The organism is Mesotoga sp. H07pep.5.4 (assembly GCF_003664935.1).
In the GTDB taxonomy this organism is placed as follows: Bacteria; Thermotogota; Thermotogae; order Petrotogales; family Kosmotogaceae; genus Mesotoga; species Mesotoga prima.
In genome coordinates, this window is record NZ_JFHM01000010.1 from 112458 (window position 1) to 131146 (window position 18689).

19 protein-coding genes are annotated in these 18689 nt (G+C 46.3%); 12 read left to right on the forward strand and 7 right to left on the reverse strand.

The genetic code is table 11. The features are described 5' to 3' along the window. From uvrC to Y696_RS06955, 7 genes are read right to left on the reverse strand one after another with little or no spacing between them, the layout of a single operon-like run. Complete coding sequence (gene uvrC, locus Y696_RS06925; protein ID WP_121510054.1) at positions 1-1728, reverse strand: excinuclease ABC subunit UvrC; 1728 nt, start codon at positions 1726-1728, stop codon at positions 1-3. Next, positions 1721-2254 (reverse strand): DUF501 domain-containing protein, encoded by a 534-nt coding sequence (locus Y696_RS06930; protein WP_121510055.1) that lies wholly within the window; start codon positions 2252-2254, stop codon positions 1721-1723. Before Y696_RS06930 ends, uvrC begins: the two co-directional genes overlap by 8 nt. Then, positions 2224-3036: a 50S ribosomal protein L11 methyltransferase gene (locus Y696_RS06935; RefSeq protein ID WP_121510056.1), complete on the reverse strand. Its 813-nt coding sequence runs from the start codon at positions 3034-3036 to the stop codon at positions 2224-2226. The genes Y696_RS06930 and Y696_RS06935 overlap by 31 nt, the downstream gene beginning before the upstream one ends. After that, on the reverse strand, positions 3033-3758 hold the full coding sequence (gene rnc, locus Y696_RS06940) for a ribonuclease III (RefSeq protein ID WP_099771322.1): 726 nt from the start codon (positions 3756-3758) through the stop codon (positions 3033-3035). Before rnc ends, Y696_RS06935 begins: the two co-directional genes overlap by 4 nt. Further along, positions 3758-5656, reverse strand: a complete 1899-nt coding sequence (locus Y696_RS06945; RefSeq protein WP_121510057.1) for a transketolase — start codon at positions 5654-5656, stop codon at positions 3758-3760. The genes rnc and Y696_RS06945 overlap by 1 nt, the downstream gene beginning before the upstream one ends. Positions 5657-5676: 20 nt before the next feature. Then, positions 5677-6561 (reverse strand): regulatory iron-sulfur-containing complex subunit RicT, encoded by an 885-nt coding sequence (locus Y696_RS06950; protein WP_121510058.1) that lies wholly within the window; start codon positions 6559-6561, stop codon positions 5677-5679. A 1-nt stretch (position 6562) separates the two neighbouring features. Continuing rightward, positions 6563-7513, reverse strand: coding sequence for a hypothetical protein (locus Y696_RS06955; protein ID WP_259459873.1), 951 nt, complete (start codon positions 7511-7513; stop codon positions 6563-6565). Positions 7514-7638: 125 nt separating this feature from the next. Here Y696_RS06955 and ndk point away from each other — a divergent pair, with 125 nt between their 5' ends. The 12 genes from ndk (at position 7639) to rsxA (ending at position 18688) form a co-directional block, all read left to right on the forward strand. After that, positions 7639-8082, forward strand: a complete 444-nt coding sequence (gene ndk, locus Y696_RS06960; protein WP_006486746.1) for a nucleoside-diphosphate kinase — start codon at positions 7639-7641, stop codon at positions 8080-8082. Next, positions 8082-9260, forward strand: a complete 1179-nt coding sequence (locus Y696_RS06965; protein WP_121510060.1) for a class I SAM-dependent rRNA methyltransferase — start codon at positions 8082-8084, stop codon at positions 9258-9260. Before ndk ends, Y696_RS06965 begins: the two co-directional genes overlap by 1 nt. 6 nt (positions 9261-9266) lie before the next feature. Continuing rightward, on the forward strand, positions 9267-10082 hold the full coding sequence (locus tag Y696_RS06970; protein ID WP_121510061.1) for a zinc dependent phospholipase C family protein: 816 nt from the start codon (positions 9267-9269) through the stop codon (positions 10080-10082). 59 nt (positions 10083-10141) lie between these two features. Next, entirely contained in the window at positions 10142-11269 is a 1128-nt protein-coding gene (gene glgD / locus Y696_RS06975) for a glucose-1-phosphate adenylyltransferase subunit GlgD (protein ID WP_099771329.1), read from the forward strand. A 13-nt stretch (positions 11270-11282) separates the two neighbouring features. Further along, positions 11283-12551: a glucose-1-phosphate adenylyltransferase gene (locus Y696_RS06980; protein WP_121510062.1), complete on the forward strand. Its 1269-nt coding sequence runs from the start codon at positions 11283-11285 to the stop codon at positions 12549-12551. Next, positions 12514-12864 carry a hypothetical protein gene (locus tag Y696_RS06985; RefSeq protein ID WP_121510063.1) on the forward strand — a complete coding sequence of 117 codons (351 nt, stop codon included), beginning with the start codon at positions 12514-12516 and terminating at the stop codon, positions 12862-12864. The genes Y696_RS06980 and Y696_RS06985 overlap by 38 nt, the downstream gene beginning before the upstream one ends. 13 nt (positions 12865-12877) lie before the next feature. After that, a complete protein-coding gene (locus tag Y696_RS06990; protein WP_121510064.1) occupies positions 12878-14335 on the forward strand; it encodes a 5'-nucleotidase C-terminal domain-containing protein in 1458 nt (485 codons plus the stop codon). A 165-nt stretch (positions 14336-14500) separates the two neighbouring features. After that, entirely contained in the window at positions 14501-15820 is a 1320-nt protein-coding gene (gene rsxC, locus Y696_RS06995; RefSeq protein WP_121510065.1) for an electron transport complex subunit RsxC, read from the forward strand. Beyond that, a complete protein-coding gene (locus Y696_RS07000; protein WP_121510066.1) occupies positions 15817-16767 on the forward strand; it encodes an RnfABCDGE type electron transport complex subunit D in 951 nt (316 codons plus the stop codon). Before rsxC ends, Y696_RS07000 begins: the two co-directional genes overlap by 4 nt. Continuing rightward, positions 16760-17482: an RnfABCDGE type electron transport complex subunit G gene (locus Y696_RS07005; RefSeq protein WP_121510067.1), complete on the forward strand. Its 723-nt coding sequence runs from the start codon at positions 16760-16762 to the stop codon at positions 17480-17482. The genes Y696_RS07000 and Y696_RS07005 overlap by 8 nt, the downstream gene beginning before the upstream one ends. Next, positions 17479-18093, forward strand: a complete 615-nt coding sequence (gene rsxE, locus Y696_RS07010; RefSeq protein ID WP_099771336.1) for an electron transport complex subunit RsxE — start codon at positions 17479-17481, stop codon at positions 18091-18093. The genes Y696_RS07005 and rsxE overlap by 4 nt, the downstream gene beginning before the upstream one ends. 13 nt (positions 18094-18106) lie before the next feature. Next, positions 18107-18688 (forward strand): electron transport complex subunit RsxA, encoded by a 582-nt coding sequence (rsxA, locus tag Y696_RS07015; protein WP_099771337.1) that lies wholly within the window; start codon positions 18107-18109, stop codon positions 18686-18688. The last annotated feature ends 1 nt before the right edge of the window (position 18689 follow it).

The following is an 18689-nucleotide window of genomic DNA, read 5'->3' on the forward strand; positions in this document are numbered from 1 at the left end:
TCAGTCTCCACTTTTTTCATTTGCCCATTTAGAAACGGCTTCAACGGCCTTGCTGTTTCTGAGAACCGAGTAAAGATCGGCCTCAGAAGCTTCCGCAATGCCCTTGACGCTTCCGAACGCCCTCATTAGCGCCTTCTTCCTTTTTGGACCGATTCCCGGAATGTCATCAATCTTTGAGCTCTGAAATCTTCTTTCTCTGAGTACCCTATGGTAGTTGATAGCAAAACGATGGGCTTCATCGTCAATAGAAATTATCATTCTCAAAACAGGATGCTCTTCTTTCAGCTTCACTCTGTCCCTGTTATCTAAAAAAACAAGCTCATTGAACTCCTTTGCGAGACCAACAATTTCATATTCTTGAATGCCTATCTCTGCAAACGCTTTTTCCACTGCTCTAAGCTGCGGCTCTCCTCCGTCGATTAAGAGAAGGTCGGGAAGCGGGTGCTTTGTATATCTTCTCTTCACAACCGTCGCCATCGCTTCGAAATCGTTTGGTTCTTCCAGTTCGCTTATCCTGTATCTCCTGTATTCCGACTTGTTGGGCTTACCGTTATCAAAAACGACCACAGAAGCAACTGTGTAGAGTCCCTGTGTGTGAGAGATGTCTATTCCCTCTATTCTTGAAGGAAATCGCTTCAAGCCCAGTATTTGCTGGGCCTGTTTAAGCGAATGTGTCGCATTTAGTCTTATCTTCAGTTCTTCATCAATATTCTTGAATGCGATGCTTAGCAACCTTTCTTCCTGTTCATCACGGGGCTCCCCAATATAAGGGAAATCCCTCTTGAACTGTTTAATGTCCTTCTTCTTCAATCCAGTTACGATCAAGGCCTTCGGCATCCTGTTTCCCTTGGCGTAGTAGAACTGCGTGATGAAATCTATCGGAGTTCCCTCTGGAAAATCGAAAATCAGTTTTCCTAGTAGCATGCCGCCCCTCACCTGAAGCAACGCTGCCAGTCCGGCCGAAACGGCCAGAACATCTGCCTTAAGATCCAGTGGGGCTTCAACACCCTGGAAGGCATAAAGATCGTCCATTGTCGAAAGAATATCCCTTATTTCCGCAGCTCTTTCAAACTGCAGCGCCTCAGAGAGCACCGCCATTCTCTTCAAGAGAGCTTCCCTTACCTTCAAAGTGTCTCCTTCTAGAAACTCGATCAACGCCGAAAGCTGTTCTCGATACTCCTCGGGGGAGACTTTCTCTACACAGGGCGCCGAACACATCTTCAAGTGATATAAAAAGCAGGGTTTCTTGACTCTGCTTAGGTCATACGTGCAAGTGCGGATCTTGAACACTTTCTGGAGAAATTCAAGCAGCTTTCTTACGAGGCCTGCGCTGGTATACGGACCGAAATAAGAACCTTCAAGCTCTTTTGTCCTCGTAATCGCTAGATATGGGTATTGATCAGCCGAAATGTAAATATAGGGATAGGTACGCGAGTCTCTGAGCAAGACGTTGAATTTCGGCTTCTTGTTGAAGATCAGATTTGCTTCGAGAAGGAGAGCTTCTCGCTCCGACGTAACCATTATGAAGTCGAGATCTTCCGCCTCTTCTGCAATACACCTCGCCTTTTCATTCTTTGCCCAGGTTGATTCTCTGAAGTATGAGAGGACTCTCCTCTTCAGTTTTTTGGCCTTGCCAACGTAGACAACGTCATCTTTCTTGTTCTTAAATATGTAGACTCCCGGTTCCTCCGGAAGCTGACTGGCTTTGTTGAGTATCTCTTCATTCATTCTCTCTCAGCAACTCTCTGCAGATTATTTTAGTTGAAGAACACTGTTTCTTCTCGAGAAGATTCCAGACTTCTCTTCCCACGGGGTTATCGATCCCACCAAGGTAGTTCGCAAGGTGAAGGTGAAGACACTTCACTTTCTTCAGATTTCTGATTCCCCCGATACCTCTATCAAGAATGAGTCTTCGGCTTTCCTCCGACACAGAGGCTTCACAGAGTATCTTCTCTTTAAGCAGTGTTGTCTCATGATGCGCATCGAAAAAAGCGGTCGCGAAGGATTTGTCGTGCTCAATCCTCTTCTCGAAATGAGAGATCATTCCTTTACTCTCAAGTCTGGAGACCTCTTCTTTCAAGAAAGGGCAGGTAAGCCAGAACAGGGTTGGAAAAGGCCTGCCATCAGAGATAAGCGAGGACTCGATTACTTGAGGGAAACCCCAATCGCAAAGCCTTACAACTACTAAATCATTCTTCACAACTTTTTTGAGTTGAAGCGATATTATTTTCTCTTCAATGTTATTGCTTTCCAATCTCCATCTTCCCTGACGTTCTCAATCGAAAACGCCTCTTCTACGAGGCTCTCTATTTCCCGGTACTTGTCTTTGTAGATCCCCGAAAGGATTACGATCCCATCTTCAGTAAGAAACTTTGGAAGATCCAAAACAAATTTCATCAACAACTCAGCGACCATGTTTGAGACTATGAGATCAAAACACTCTCCCAGCTTCACTGCAGAAAGAAAATCCGACAGTCTTGCTTCTATCGAGACCTCGTTGATTCGCGCGGTTTCGATTGTCTTTTCGATAGAGTGCTCGTCTATATCGAGGGCAATTACAGCTGCAGCACCTTTTTTGGCAGCAATCACTGAGAGAATACCGGTTCCACAGCCAACATCGAGCACTTTTGAACCCTCTCTCACGGTTTCATTGAGAATAGCGGCGGCAAGTCTCGTAGATTCATGTAACCCAGTTCCAAAGGCCATTCCCGGGATAATTCCGATTTTTCCTGAACCGACCATCTTCTCTTCTTCCAGGGGAATGACCTCGAACCCGTCGCATAAGTTGAACGGGACTAAGGTCTCCTTCCACTTTTGAAACCAATCTCGCTCCTCGCTGAAGCCGAGATCTGAAAACTCTATCTCGCGAAGAAAAGCCGGGACTTCCTCTCCTTCTTCAAGAAGAACGTGCAATGAGATTCCAGAACCTTCGATTTCCTCGAGGTATAGATTTGTAAAGCCTTCGTTCCAACTTGTACCCTCGACTGAGTCGCTTTCCTCCGGAGATACAAAAGCAATTAGGTGTCTGTATCTCATTTCTTCTCCCCCGACTTTTTCAGAATCTCAAGGGCGTGCTTAGCCGCCAGTTGTTCAGCAGCCTTCTTCGTGCGCCCCTCTCCTTCGCCCATTAAACTCCCATCAAGAAAGACACCAACTTTGAACCATTTCTCCTGCGGCGGACCTTCGTCGAGAAGAGTCTCATACAAAGGTCTTGAACCAAAACGAGCCTGGGTCAACTCTTGAAGAGAGGTTTTGTAATCAAGAATCAGTTCTCCTTCTACGGCTCTCTCGATGTAATCCGATAGTTTCGATTGAACGAACTCCACCGAAACCTCGAGACCTCCAGTCAGGAAGATTGCAGCAAGGACCGCTTCAAAGGCGTCTGCCAGAATAGAGTCTCGTTCTGCCCCTCCGGTTTGCCTTTCCCCTTTTCCCAGAAAAATGAAGTCGCCTACTCTCATGGCCTTCGCAACACTGGAGAGGACCTTCTCACTTCCTACCATTGCCCTTATTTTCGACATCTCTCCTTCAGTCAGATAATACTCATTGTAGAGAGTCTTGGCAAGGGAGAGTTCGAGAACGGCATCTCCGAGAAACTCCATTCTTTCATTCGATTCAAGGGTTCTCTCCCCATTCTGGGCTAACTCATTTGTGAATGAGGAATGACAGAGAGCCCTAAAAACGAGCTCTCTGTCTGCTTCAATTCCATTGATTCTGCAAAACTTTTCTATCAGCTTTTCTTCTTCGGCGCTTAGCATTATTTAATGATACCCCTGATCCTTTCGACTATCGCTTTGCTAGACAAACCTGCGAGATCATAAAGCAGTTCATTATCACCGGAGAACATGTATCTCTCGACACCGACCTTCTCGAAACTTTTCGGAATGATTCTAGAGCCTACTAGGTAGTCAGCCAGGATTGAACCGAGACCGCTTGCTACATTGTGGTCTTCTAAAGAAATAACAATAGAGGAGAAGAACTCCTTTACGCTCTCAAAATCTGCTCCAAGAGGACAGCTCACGTTTAGAACAGCAACCTCTATTCCGTGAGATCTAAGCTCGTCGGCAGCTCTAACTGCTTGGTGAGTCACCTGACCCGTCGTGACGAGGGTAATATCCTTTCCCTTTCTTATCACATCGACCTTTCCATATTCGAATTCATATTCCTCTCCGAAGAAAGGTGTTCCATTTTCATCGGCCACCGGGTTCATTGTAGATCTTCCCATGGCGATAACGAAGTTCCCTTTCGTCTCGCTCATGAATCTTACGGCTTTGTCAGTCTGATTTGGATCGGCAGGTACTATGAGTTTGAAGCCGTAGAAATTTCTTAGAGCTCCTATGTAATCAAGACAGTGGTGAGTCTTTCCGTCTTCACCTACGTCGATTCCCACGTGAGTCACTCCAACTTTTACGTTTGCCTTATTTATATCGTTTAGGCGCTGCTGATTATAAGTCTCATCGATACCGAACACTCCAAAGTCTGCGAAGAAGGTTAGGACACCACATACCGAAGTGGCACCGGCCAATGTCGCTGCGTTGTGTTCCTGAACACCAATCTGAACGAAGTTTTCCGGCCAGACTTTTTCAAACTCGCTCACTTTCGTTGAAGGTTTCAGGTCACAGTCTACAACCATTACTGGAAGTCTGCCTTTGTTCAGTCTTCCAATATCTCCAACCGCCTTTCCGAAAGCAGATCTATTGTCGGTTTTCTTTTCAACTGGATAGACTACAGGATCCCCCGTGAAAGGGTTGACATCTTCGTCTATTGCTTGAACCGGCTCGTGATAAGAGGGGAGACCTTTTCTCATTTGAACGAATCTATCGATATCGTTCTCTAGACCCAGTTCGGCAAGAGCTAAAGCGGCTTTCTCAAAGTCCAGAGGTTTACCATGGTAAGAAACATCGCCTTCCATGAAGGAAACTCCCTTTCCCATGATTGTCTTTCCAATAACTACTACGGGCCTCTTTGAATCTTCCGCCTCGACCAGAGCTTCGTTCAGTTCCAGATAGTCGTGGCCGTCCACCTCAATGACCTTCCATCCATCGGCAAGATAATTGGCCTTTATGTCGACATACATAATGTCGCGGGCTCTCCCCGAGATTTGTGCATTGTTGTAATCTATGACAACGACTAGATTGTCAAGCCCGTACTTCACGGCAGTTCTTCTGGCCTCTCCAACCTGACCCTTCGCCTGCTCGGCATCGCTCATTGCAACAAAGACTCTATTGTTCTTACCGCTCAGCTTTGATGCTAAGGCCATACCGACACCGACCGACAGTCCCTGCCCGAGATTTCCAGTCGTCCATTCTACTCCAGGAATTCCCCTTGTTATGTGGCCCTCAAATATCGAGCCTGGATGTCTGAAGCCAGCAATTACTTCATCGATATCAACAAAACCCAGCCTTCCGAGGGTCGAGTAAACACCCGGCGATGTGTGACCGTGACTTACAATAACCCTGTCGCGTTCGGGATCAAATGGTTTGTTCGGATCATTCTTTGCAAAATCATAGATCGAGAGGAAGATGTCTATCGATGACATCGAACCACCGGGATGACCTGAGTTTGCTACCGTAGTCATTTTTATGATGTCACCTCTGCATATCCTCCCAAGATCTTCAAGTCTTTTCAATTCTTTTCTCGTTCGTAATCCCGCCATATCCAACCTCCATTCATCCTTCAGTCGTCAATAGAAATATCTTCATCCCTGTTCTTGATAAGCTCATCAGGGTTTGTGTCCTGGATGATTGCTCTCTGACTCTTTCTGAAATCCTCAAACTGAACCTTCAACATCTGTCCGTCATCGGCCACGAGAGTAATGATCTTCATGAAAATATTGACTGTCAAGACCTTGCAGGTCTTTCCTTCATAATCAACAAGAGAACCCTCATCCGGAATATCTTTGAGCTCATTCTCGTAAAGTTCCTGTTCGTACGAAAGGCAGCAAAGCAGCCTTCCGCATCTACCAGAGATCTTTGCAGGATTGATTAACAGTTGCTGCTTTTTCGCATGCTTGAGTGTTATGCTTTCAAACTGCCTGAGAAAACGCACGCAGCACGCCGTCATACCGCAAAGCCCAAGGCTACCCTTCATCTTAACCTCGTCCCGTATACCTACCTGTCTCAGTTCTATTCTCGTTCTGAACGCCCGCGCAAGGTCCTTCACGAGTTCTCTGAAGTCAACCCTGCTGTCAGCGCCAAAATAAAAGACAATCCTCGAACGGTCAAACATGTATCTCGCCTCTAACAGTCTCATTGGAAGCGAGTGTTTCTCTATCAGTTCCTGGCAAGTCTTCATTGCCTCTTTTGCCTCTTCTTTATTCTTAGATTCCGTTTCCCAGTCCTCGTCAGTCATAACTCTGACAATCGGTTTCAGCTCTTCTTTCGAATCATCAATCCTGGTTTCAACAGGGCCGTACATCACCTTGCCTACATCGAGCCCGAATTCGCTCATTGCTAATACATAGTCGCCCTGCTTCAACAGTCCCTCACTCGATGTGAACTGATAGAGTTTCCCAACAGGGTGGAATTCCACTCCGTACACCGTTCCATATATCTCAGGCATCTCAATTACCTCCATTTTCTCTTCTCAAAAGGCTTCTGGAAAGCGAATTTAGAGCTCTTAAAGCAACTAACGTAGAACTCAGTGAAGATGTCCTCTGTCTCAGAAACCTGTCGCACCAAATGAAATCCGTCATAATTCCCTTTCCCAAATCGAAGTCCACTAGCCATTCTATCAGATCAAGGTTTGTAATCGACTTACTGCTGGGATTTACCGAAGCAATAACCGCGTCGCTCAAAATGCTTCTGACAACCTTCACTAATTCCCGAGCCCTCTCGAATGAGCCGGAACCGGTGAAGACAGAGGAAACCCGTCTGAAAGTCGAGAAAAAACCGTCAGTCGCTATGAAATTTTTACTAAGAGCTACAAATGCTCTTCTTTTTCTCACAGTCGATTCGGAATTCTCCGATACATCCTCCTTAATCAGTTCAACCAGACCGTCGAGATCTGAAGGAACTTCAAAAGAAGCCGACTCGACTGAATCGGGATTCTGCTCTAGAAAGTATCTTAAGATGGTGAAGTTCTCCCTCGAAGCTGCAAAGATTTCCGGAACCCGTTTTCCGTACTTTGCTATGAGTTCATCCATCAATTCTCTCGGAACCTCGCCCCTCATTGAGACGGTTCTGCTTCTAATTGTCGGCAAAAGGGATTGCCAGGAGGTTGTCGTCATGATGAGGGTTGCAAAACTGGGAGGCTCTTCAAGGATTTTCAGGAAAGCGTTAGCACTCTCATCTGTCATCCTTTCACATTGATGAATGAGCACGTACTTCTTCCCGTCTCCCGACGGTCTATGAAGCATGATTTCTTCTATGTCGCGAATTCTATCGATGCCTATGTTTCCGTTTTCAGGCTCGATCAGAAGAAAATCCTCTACGTATCGCCTTTTACTCCATTTCGGATCGCTTTCAACTATCGACGTTGCCAAGACTTTCAGGTATTCGCTGTCCCTGCCCACCAAAGTAATACTTGTACCCGAGCTGCGCGCCAAGAGTCGGGAAAGTTTATCGTTAACTACTCCATCGAACCACTGCATGTTTTAATTATAGCAACGAATATAGTTTTTGAGCGGAGGGAAGTATTGTGGAAAGAACATTCGCATATCTAAAGCCAAACTCAATACAACGAGGTCTTGTCGGCGAAATAATAAGGAGAATCGAAGAAAAGGGCTTCAAAATCGTCGCCCTGAAAATGCTCAGGATCTCAGAATCGAGAGCAAGAGAATTGTATCGAGAACACGCCGGAAAGGAGTTTTATGAACCCCTGCTGGCGTTCGTACAGTCCGGCCCTGTGGTTGCCATGATTCTTGAAGGTGAAGATGCCGTAAAAAGACTTAGAGTTTTGGTCGGAAAGACCGATCCGACAGAGGCATACCCCGGAAGCATTAGAGGTTCGTTTGGTGTTTCAGTTCGAAAGAACCTGATTCATGCTTCTGATTCCGTCGAGAGTGCCGAGCGAGAGGCAAGAATATTCTTTGATGAAAGCGAGATCAACGATTACTCTCTCGTGATTGAAGGCCAGCTTTAATGCTAATTGCTCGAATAAAAAAAGGAAAGGAAGGAAAGGTCCTTAATTCTTATCCGTGGATCTTCAAGGACGAAATCATGTCACTCGAAGGCTCAACAGACAAAGTATGCGAAGTCAATGTGTTCACGGCCGGTTATGAATTCCTGGGAAAGGGATTCTTCAATCCCTTTTCAAGTCGGGCAATCATGGTTCTCACTAATAGGGACGAGGAACTCGGAGAAGGCTTCTTTAGACGTCTGTTGAGCAATGCCTTACGGAAGAGAGAAAGGCTTTTCAGCAAAACTTTTTACAGACTTGTTCACGGTGAGGGCGACAGGCTTCCCGGACTGGTAATCGATCGATATGGAGAGATTATTGCAATACAGTTCAGGAATCTTATCATTCAGCAAAAAAGGGAAATGATTTTGAGACTCCTCAGGGACATCGTTAAGCCTAATGGAATCTACGAACGCAGTGACTTCGAAATGGGAGTTGACGAGAAGATCGAGAGACACACGGGCCTGATCTTTGGTGAGGTACCGGATTCAGTCGAAATCGAGGAAAACGGGTTGAAGTATCTTGTAGATGTGAAGAATAGCCAGAAGACCGGTTTTTTCTATGATCAGAGAGACTCAAGAACGTTCTGCAGAACTATAACCAAAGAACTGTCTCTAAAGAAAGGCCTCGACCTGTTTTCCTTCACAGGAGGTTTTGGTCTAAATATGGCGAGTTCTGGAGCCGATGCAATCTGTGTGGACAAGTCGGGAGACGACCTAGAGCAGGGAAGAATGAACTCGGTAGTGAACAAGCTGGATAACAAGCTGCAGTTCGTTCAGAGCGATGTTCTTGACTTCCTTGCTGGATTTGAAAAGAAGGATTATTTTGATATAGTAGTAGTGGACCCGCCATCCTTTGTTAAGCACAGAAGAGAGCTTCCGCATGGAATTTCACTTTTCAAAAGACTTGTAGAGGGCACTCTGCCACTGGTGAAGGATGGGGGAGTGTTGGGGTTGTGCACATGCGCCTATAATATTGGCATCGATCATTTGGTAGAGTCTGTAAGAAGATCGACGGAACGCACAGGTATTACGTTTTCTCATCTGACGATCACGCTGCAATCGCCTGATCATCCTTGGCTTGTAGAGGTTCCTGAGAGTCTTTATTTGAAGTGTCTGTGGGGTTTGGTAGAGAAGGAGTGAATTTTCTTGCCCGGCTTCTGGACTCACATCATGTACGGAAAAGATGTTCTGGAAGAGATAGGACTCGATCTTGAAGCCGACGAAAGAGAGGAGTTCAATCTTGGATGCCTCTTTACGGATCCCGGATTGTATTGCTCCAAAGACGATCCGGAGTTTTCGCTTTGGAGGCTTTCTCATACTATCAGGTGCGACGAATTTGCAAGTGCGCTTTGCGAGCGAGCAGAGGGTATATCGCGCTTTTACCCACTCGGAGTAATTTGCCATTACTTTCTAGATGCTACCGTAAACCACTATATCGTCGCACGAGCGGGAAACGGCTACAAATATCGTCAGCTTGAGACAATGATTGATAAGGTCATTCTTAAAGATAGAATTGAGGCTGAAATTCTCGATCTCGATCCAAAGGCGGAATTCTCTGAATCCCTTCCTGCAGCGCTTGAAGACCTGTACCGTGATATATCGCTCGAATTTTATGGAATAAAGGGCTGTTCTTTTCAAAGGGCGGTAGAGTCGATGAATAACTATTTTGAAGGTCTTTACGGAAGGTCAAGATTGGCCTTGATTCTGAAACGATTTAGCATAAGAGAGGGTTCTCCTGAAGAGGCCTTCTTTGAAGATACACATCCCGATCCTTTGAATCTGGCAATGAAGCCCTGGTTCCACAGTTTTGCCGGTTGGGAAAGCAAGAAAACGTTCCTTGAATTGTACAAGGAGGCCTTTGACAACGCCGTTCATTTTCTGCAAAATTATCTTGATGGAGTGGGCGACTTTTCTTTGCCACGGGTCTCTCTTATGACAAACCTGCCACTAATGGAATACTGAATGACAAATTCGTACAGAAGGGAGGGAGACCGTATCCAGATCTGGAATACGGTGATCATATGAAAGTTCTCGGCATAATTCTAGCAGGCGGACGGGGTGAGTACTTGACTCCTCTCACTCAGGTTAGGGCCAGTGCTGCGCTGCCAGTTTACGGAAAGTACAGATCCATTGATTTCACGCTCAGCAATATGGTCAACGCTGGGATATCAAAGGTTGGGATAATCACGCAGTACAGTCCGAGAAGCCTAATGGACCATATAGGTTCGGGAAAGGAATGGGACCTAGATAGAAAACAGGGAGGACTTTTCATACTGCAGCCTTATTACTCCCCGTACAATCCTTCCATGGGTTATAAGGGAACTGCAGACGCTCTCTTCCAGAACATAAACATTCTTAGAAGAGGCAATGAGGACTCGGTACTGATCGGCTCAGGAGATCACATCTTCAAGACTGATCTAGCAAAGATCTTCAGATACCATCTTGACACGGCTGCCGATATAACTGTTTTGACAGGCGACAAAGAAGGCGAATGCGGTACGGAAGGAATGGACCGAGTGGTCTGTAGAAACGGAAGAGTTGTCAAGTGGATCGAAAAGGAAAAGATTGCGGAAAACCCGCAAGAAGGCGACTGTGTTGCGCTTGACATATATTTCATAAACAAGTTTTTATTGAGAGAACTGCTCTATTCTGCGGTCCCAAATGGTGAAAATGAGCTTGTGAAAGGGATAATTTCTCCGAATCTTTCTTCATTGAATGTTAGAGAATACAGGTACAATGGGTATTGGCGGGATATTAAACTGAGTAAAAAGTGCTATTTCAGAACGAACCTCGACATACTTAATCCTGAAATAAGGAGGGAGCTCTTCTACGAAAACGGCAGAGTCTTCACCAAATTGAAGGATCTTCCACCTCCAAAGATCACCGGAACTGCATATATGAATAACTCTGTAATTGCCGATGGATGCGTAATAGGTGGAAGAATAGAGGATTCAGTCTTATTCAGAGATACTAGAGTGATGGCGGGCGCAACTGTGAAGAACTCAGTTCTACTTGAGGGTTGCTTGGTTGAAGAGGGAGCTTATATAGAGAACGTCATTATGGACAAGTACTGCACCGTGAGGCTTGGAAGAAGTTTTGTCGGTGAAGCCGAAGATCCCACTGTAATCGAAAAACATGGTGTAATTTAGGCGGGGTGATTGTATGGCCAAGAAGGTTGTTGCATTGATATTAGCCGGCGGACAGGGGACGAGACTCGGTTTGCTCACCGATGAGGTTGCAAAACCGGCAGTGCCTTTCGGCGGGAAGTACAGAATCATTGACTTTTCTTTGAGCAACTGCGTCAACTCCGGCATCACGGCAGTCGGTGTTCTTACTCAGTACAGACCCCACATTCTTTCCCGGCACATTGGGATTGGTCGTCCCTGGGATCTCGACAGAAAGGACGGAGGAGTTGTAATCCTCCCTCCATTTATAGCTCAAGGAGACTCAAACTGGTACAAGGGAACTGCTAACGCAGTCTTCCAAAACATTGATTTCGTAGATGATTTTGACCCGGAACTTCTGGTAGTACTCTCTGGCGATCATATCTATTCAATGGATTACAACGAGATGATAGATTATCATCTCTCTAAAGGCGCAACTGGAACCGTAGCATGTATGCGCGTCCCGCTTTCTGAGGCACACAGATTCGGGATGATGATTACGGATTTCGAGAACAAGATAACGGATTTCCAGGAGAAGCCCAAGGAACCAAAGTCGGATCTCGCCTCTCTTGGTATCTATGTCTTTGACTGGAAGTTCCTGCGTGAAAGACTTATACAAGACGAGAAGGACCCCGAAAGCGACAACGACTTTGGAAAGAATATCTTGCCAAAAATCGTCCAAGACAACGCCGGGAAACTATTTGCCTTCGTTTTCGAGGGTTACTGGAGGGACGTCGGAACAATTGAATCACTGTGGGAGGCAAATATCGAGCTGACCAGGCCCATCCCTCCATTCAATCTTCACGATCCGTCCTGGAGGTTCTATACTCAAACCGAGGAGTATCTGCCTGCCTACGTTGGCACGAGCTCACACGTAAGAAACTCTTTGATTAACGAAGGTGCGGAGATCTACGGACGGGTCGAAAACTCTGTAATCTTTCAAGGAGTTCAGATTGGCGAGGGCTCGCTCGTGAAAAACTCTGTGGTTATGACAAACTCAAAGATCGGCAGAAACGTTATTATAGAACGAGGAATAGTCGGTGAAGAAACGTTTGTGAAGGACGGAGTGGTTCTCGGCTATGGAGATGAAGTTCCACACGAGACGCAGCCTCACATCTATAACGCGGGAATCGTAGTCGTCGGATCTGACGTGGTTATTCCACAAAACACAAAGATAGGAAAGAACAGTGCCATTCTCAATCACGTTAGAGAGGAGGATTTTGAGGGAGATGTTGAAGGCGGTAAAACAATTTCTCCCAAAGCGTAAGGGAGTAGCTTCTTTTACACTGCTCATCGCAATTCTGATAGTCTGTACTGCGATGGTTACGGTACTGGCGCCAGTGGATACTATAATGGTCTCAAGAAGGCTAAGTTCATGGTACTTCAGACTTGCACTGACTATCAAATCCATATACCTTGCAGAGCCCGAAGAAACGGAAATCAATGGCCTTCAAATGGAGAAAAGTTCAAGGACTGTTTATTCAAATTGCGCAAAAATAGAGATAATAAATTACCATATAATTGAAGGCGAGAAATCCTTCGATTTTGAAATCGTTGGCAATATCACCGATATTTCATAAGGAGGTATGAGTTATGAAGAAAGTTCTGCTTATTACCCTGTTGCTGATCATGGCAGTATTTGTGATGGGCCAGAAGCTTACTATTCTGCACATCAACGACACTCATGGACATATCTGGCCGGAAGGTGATTACGGTGGACTGGCGGCTGTAGCCACCCTGGTAAATCAGGTCAGGGCTGAGAATCCCAACACTCTATTCCTGCATGCCGGAGATATCAACACCGGTGTCCCTGAATCGGATTTGCAGGATGCTGCACCCGACATAGTGGCCCTTAATCTGATGAAGCTAGACGCAATGGCCATCGGTAATCACGAATTCGATAACGATGCTTCTGTACTTGCGAAACAGATGGAAATCGCAAATTTCCCGTTCTTGAGTGCAAATATCTACAAGGATGGCGAACCGGCCTTCCAGGAATATATGATCACGGAAGTCGGTGGAATAAAGGTAGCCATCGTTGGGTTTACGACCCAAGAAACGGAAATCCTTGAGTACCTCTATGCGAAAGACTACGAGTGGAAAGACGTTATTGAAATTGCGAAAGAGATCATTCCTGAACTCGAGGCTCAGGCGGATATCGTAATTGCGCTCACTCACATGGGAAGCAATCCCGTGCTTGTCGGCCCCAATTCCTGGGAACTTGCGAAAGCGGTGGACGGTATCGATGTTATTGTCGACGGTCACAGCCACACTTTCTACGAAAGGCCTGAGATAATCAACGAGACAATAATCGTATCGGCCGGAGAATGGGCGAAGAATCTTGGCAAGCTCGAACTTGAAATCGTTGATGATACGGTCATTTTCGTTTCTTTCAGAAATCTCCCGGTTATCGCCGAAGAGATCGAACCGGACTTCGCCGTGGCAACTGTGCTTGACTACTTCAAGAAGGCCGGCGGAGAAGCTCTCAATATCGTTGTCGGCGAGACCGCGATAAGACTCGAGGGAGATAGAGGAGTAGTAAGGTCACAGGATACGAACCTTGGTTACTTGATATGTGACGCAATGGTATGGAAAACCGGTGCTGATCTAGCCTTGACGAATTCTGGTGGAATCAGAGCCTCAATAGAGGCCGGTCCAATAACGTATCGCGACATTCTTACCGTTCTTCCGTTTGGAAACACGCTGTACGTTTTGGAAGTACCCGGCACTACTCTCAGAGAGCTTCTCCAGTACACGGCAACGAGAGAAGCGGGCCAGGGAGCGATGGCTCAGGTAAGTGGAGTAACTTATGTAATTGAGAACAAAGAAGCAAAGGATATTCTCGTAAACGGAGAACCCATTGATGATAACAAGTTGTACAAACTCGCTACAAATAACTACCTTGCCTCTGGCGGAGACGGTTATGAAATTCTTGCTGGCCTCTCAGGTTACGACACTGGATTCGTTCTCGCCGACGTTGTAGTCGAGTTTGTTGGAGAGATCAGTCCTATAACCTCATACCCAGATAGCGGAAGAATAACCAGAAAGTAGTTTTAGATTAAGTTAAGACTCAAACATTGTACTATAATAGGAGCGGAGCGACCGCTCCTTTTGTTTGTTAATTCCAGTCATTTTTTGAGTCGAAGTTTCTTTCATGATATTCGGGATCCCAGAAAGGCAAACATCTATTGATTAAGGTTGAGAGGTGATAACTAAATGAGGTTGCCTACCTTCAGAGGAGGGGTGCACCCGCCAGAGAAAAAGGAACTGTCTAAAGATTCCCGCCTTAGCGTTCTGCCTCTTCCCGAAAGGGTCTATGTGTTTCTTGCAAACCATGCCGGCGTTCCTGCTAAACTTCTTGTGAACGTTGGAGACAGCGTAAAGACAGGTCAATTGATTGCGGAGGCCAGTGGTTTCATTTCCGCAAATCTTCATTCTCCTCTGACAGGTGAAGTCAAGGAGATCGCAAAGTACTACCATCCGACTCTTTCAAAACCTGACGATGCAATTGTTATAGAAAAATCGGGCGAAGAAGAGTGGGAGCTTCTAGAACCTGCAAAGCCTTACGAGCAGTTCGAGCCTGAGGAGATTATCCAGAGGATAAAGGACGCAGGAATTGTTGGATTGGGCGGCGCCATGTTCCCTACGAACGTCAAGCTTTCTCCCCCAAAAGAAAAGAAGATCGACCTTCTCATTCTGAATGGAGCAGAGTGCGAACCCTATCTGACCATAGATTACAGGTACATGCTAGAACGCTCCGAGGGAATAGTTCGAGGCATTCTAGCGATTATGAGAGCGCTTAAGGTTGATAACGCTGTGATTGGTATCGAAGACAATAAGCAAAAGGCCATAGAACAAATGGAGGTGGCGGTGAGGTCTACTCCAATTCAGGTGAAGAGACTGAAAACGAAATATCCGCAAGGTGCCGAGAAGCAGCTTATTTATGCTCTTACGAAGAGGAAGGTGCCTTCAGGAGGACTTCCGCTCGATGTGGGTGTCGTTGTTGACAACATAGGAACAGCATTTGCAGTTTACGAAGCTGTTGAACTTGGCCATCCGCTTGTAGAAAGAGGAGTCACACTGACCGGCGAAGGAATAAAGAAGCCATTAAACGTTATTTCGCGTATTGGTGTTATGGCCAGCGAATTGATCGAATACGCCGGTGGCGCTCAGGAAAGCGTTGAGAGAATTGTCTTTGGTGGCCCTATGATGGGAATCACTGTTCCCAAGATAGACGTCCCTATTGTAAAAGGCACTTCCGGGATCACTTTGCTTGTGAAGAGCGACCCACTTGAAGATTTCCCCTGTATAAGATGCGGAAAGTGTGCAACCGTATGTCCGATGAACCTCCAGCCATTTTTGCTGAATCTCTATGGTACGAACAGACTGTATGACAAGCAGGTAGAGAACGGACTCTTGGACTGTATAGAATGCGGAAGCTGCTCATATGCCTGCCCAGCAAACATAGAACTCGTAAAGAACTTCAAGCTCAACAAGAAAGTCTACAGGAGTCTCAAGGGAGGTGCGAAGAAGTGAAGCTCTCAATGATGGCAGCACCTCACCTCAGATCAGAAGACAGCGTAAGAAAGATTATGCTCGATGTCCTGATCGCCCTCGCTCCAGCGGCTGTATGGGCCGTAGTTTCATTCGGTTTGAAGGCACTTGTCCTGATAGTTGTCTGTACAGCCGGCGCCGAGGTACTTGACTTCTTTGTCATGCGTTTCATCAGACAAAAGAAAAGCTTCAAACCGGATCTCAGCGGTTCCGTTACAGGACTGCTTCTCGCACTGAATCTCTCAGTCGCCGTGGAGTGGTGGCAGGCTCTTATCGGTGTCTTCGTAGCCATCGTAATTGCGAAGGCCGTCTTTGGTGGGCTCGGCAAGAATTTCTTTAATCCCGCCCTAGTTGGCAGGGTCTTTCTCCTGATATCCTTCCCTGTTCAGATGACTACGTGGTTGAGTCCTTTCGATATGCAGACTACAGCAACTCCAATGGCGATGTTGAAGCAAGGCGCACCAGGAGTCTTTTCTCTGCAGGAGATGTTTCTAGGAACAATTCCAGGATCACTTGGTGAGGTCAGCACTCTGCTTCTACTCCTTGGTTTTGGATGGCTGCTGCTTAGAAAGAGAGTCTCTCCTTTCATACCAATTGCATACATTGGAACTGTCATTATTATGGCTGCAATTTTCAATGGAGTTAATCCCGCCTTCGGTTCACCCCTTTATCACGTCTTTGGCGGCGGATTAATGCTGGGGGCTCTTTTTATGGCAACCGACATGGTGACCAGTCCCATGTCGATCAAAGGCCACGTGATTTTCGGAGTTGGTTGTGGCGCTGTGACAATGATAATCAGGTTGTTTGGCGGTTATCCTGAAGGAGTCTCTTTTGCGATCCTGGTCATGAATGCTTTTGTACCTCTAATCGATATGGGTACAAAGCCCAGGATATTTGGAAAGCCGAAGAAGGTGAAGAGCAATGCGTGATTACTTGAAGACCGGGATTACTCTGATGGTTATTACGATTATCGCCGCCCTGGTTCTATCGGTAGTCTATACGATAGTTGAAGAACCTATAGCCAACGCAGAGCTTGGCGCAAAGCTAAAGGCGATTCGAGAAGTTCTTACGGATTCAGATACAGGTGAGTTGTTAATTGCTGAAGACAGCATACCCGAGACGGCAACCGAGCTCGCAGAGTTCGAATGGCTTCCCCAAGGATTTTCCGCCTCTGAAGGAATAATCTACAGGGCCGAGGGCAATCAGGGAAAGGTTGAAAGCCCTGCCTACAAATTCGTCAAAGAAGATGGCACAGAGATCTTCATTGCGATTGGTATCGCGGTTGGTTACGGAGGCGACGTGAAATCAATGGCGGCCTTTGTAAAGGAACCTGATGGGGTCAAGTTAAATGGAATCAAGGTTCTAGAATACTCTCAGGAGACTCCAGGACTTGGAGCAAATATTGCAAATGCCGATGTCCAGAAGAGGTTCTATCCTGTAAGTAAAGAGGGACTTGACAAAGGCATAAGGGTTGATAAAGATGCTGGAGTAACCCCTGTGGGTGACCAGATAGATGCAAGAAAGAGGGAAGACGGGATAGTGACAGTCAGCGATGTGATGACCGGTGCAACGATCACTCCAAGAGCGGTCGCATCCTCTCTCAACGCCATCTCCGAATTCCTTGAGAAGGCAGGTGTTAGATGATGGCAGAATCGAAGTTTAACATTCTGGCAAACGGTATCTTGAAACAAAATCCGACCTTCATTCAGGTTCTTGGTATGTGTCCCACTCTCGCAACTACAACAAGCGCTGAGAATGGTTTGGGGATGGGACTCGCAACTACTGCTGTCCTTGCGTTGTCGAATATCACAATATCTCTTGTGAGGAAATTCATTCCCGATAAGATAAGGATTCCCTCTTACATAGTAATAATCGCTTCCTTTGTTACCGTGATCGACATGTTGATGCATGGTTTCATCTACGATCTATGGAAGACGTTGGGACTGTTTATTCCCCTCATAGTCGTTAACTGCATAATTCTTGGAAGGGCCGAAGCCTTTGCTTCGAAGAATAATGTCTTCAATTCTTTCCTAGACGGTTTAGGAATGGGTCTTGGTTTCACGGCCTCTCTGGTTCTTCTGGGATCGGTGAGAGAGTTTCTTGGCAACGGATCGGTTTTCGGCTACCATCTTTCTGATGTGAAAATGTTTGCCATGATCCTCCCCCCGGGTGCCTTCATAGCCCTTGGTATGCTCGCAGCCTTCTTCAACTATTTGGGGATTAGGAGAAGCAAGGCAAAAAAGGCAGAAAAATGAGGAGGAATGACTAATGGCGACCAGATTGGTGTTTATATTTCTATCGGCAATTTTGATAAACAACTTCGTGCTTTCCAGATTCCTGGGAATCTGTCCTTTCCTGGGTGTCTCAAAGAAGACGGACACAGCAGTCGGAATGAGCATCGCCGTTACATTCGTTATGATTCTGGCCTCGATAATCACCTGGATACTCAATATTGCGCTAGATGCTCTTGGGCTACCCTTCTTGCGTACAATTGTCTTCATACTCGTAATCGCGACACTCGTGCAATTTGTTGAGATATTCCTTAAAAAGACTAGCCCGGGGCTCTATGAAGCACTGGGCATCTTCCTACCGCTTATTACAACAAACTGTGCGATTCTTGGCCTTGCTCTCCTGAATGTCCAGCAAAACTACACGCTGGTGGAAACGATAGTGAATTCAGCGGGAGCCGGACTGGGGTTCGCTCTAGCTCTAATTCTCTTTTCAACCATTAGAGAAAGGATGGAGCTCTCCGAAATTCCTGAACCCTTCAAGGGGACAGCTATCGCTTTGATCACCGCCGGACTGCTATCGATGGCCTTCATGGGATTCCAGGGCCTGGTAAAACTGTGAG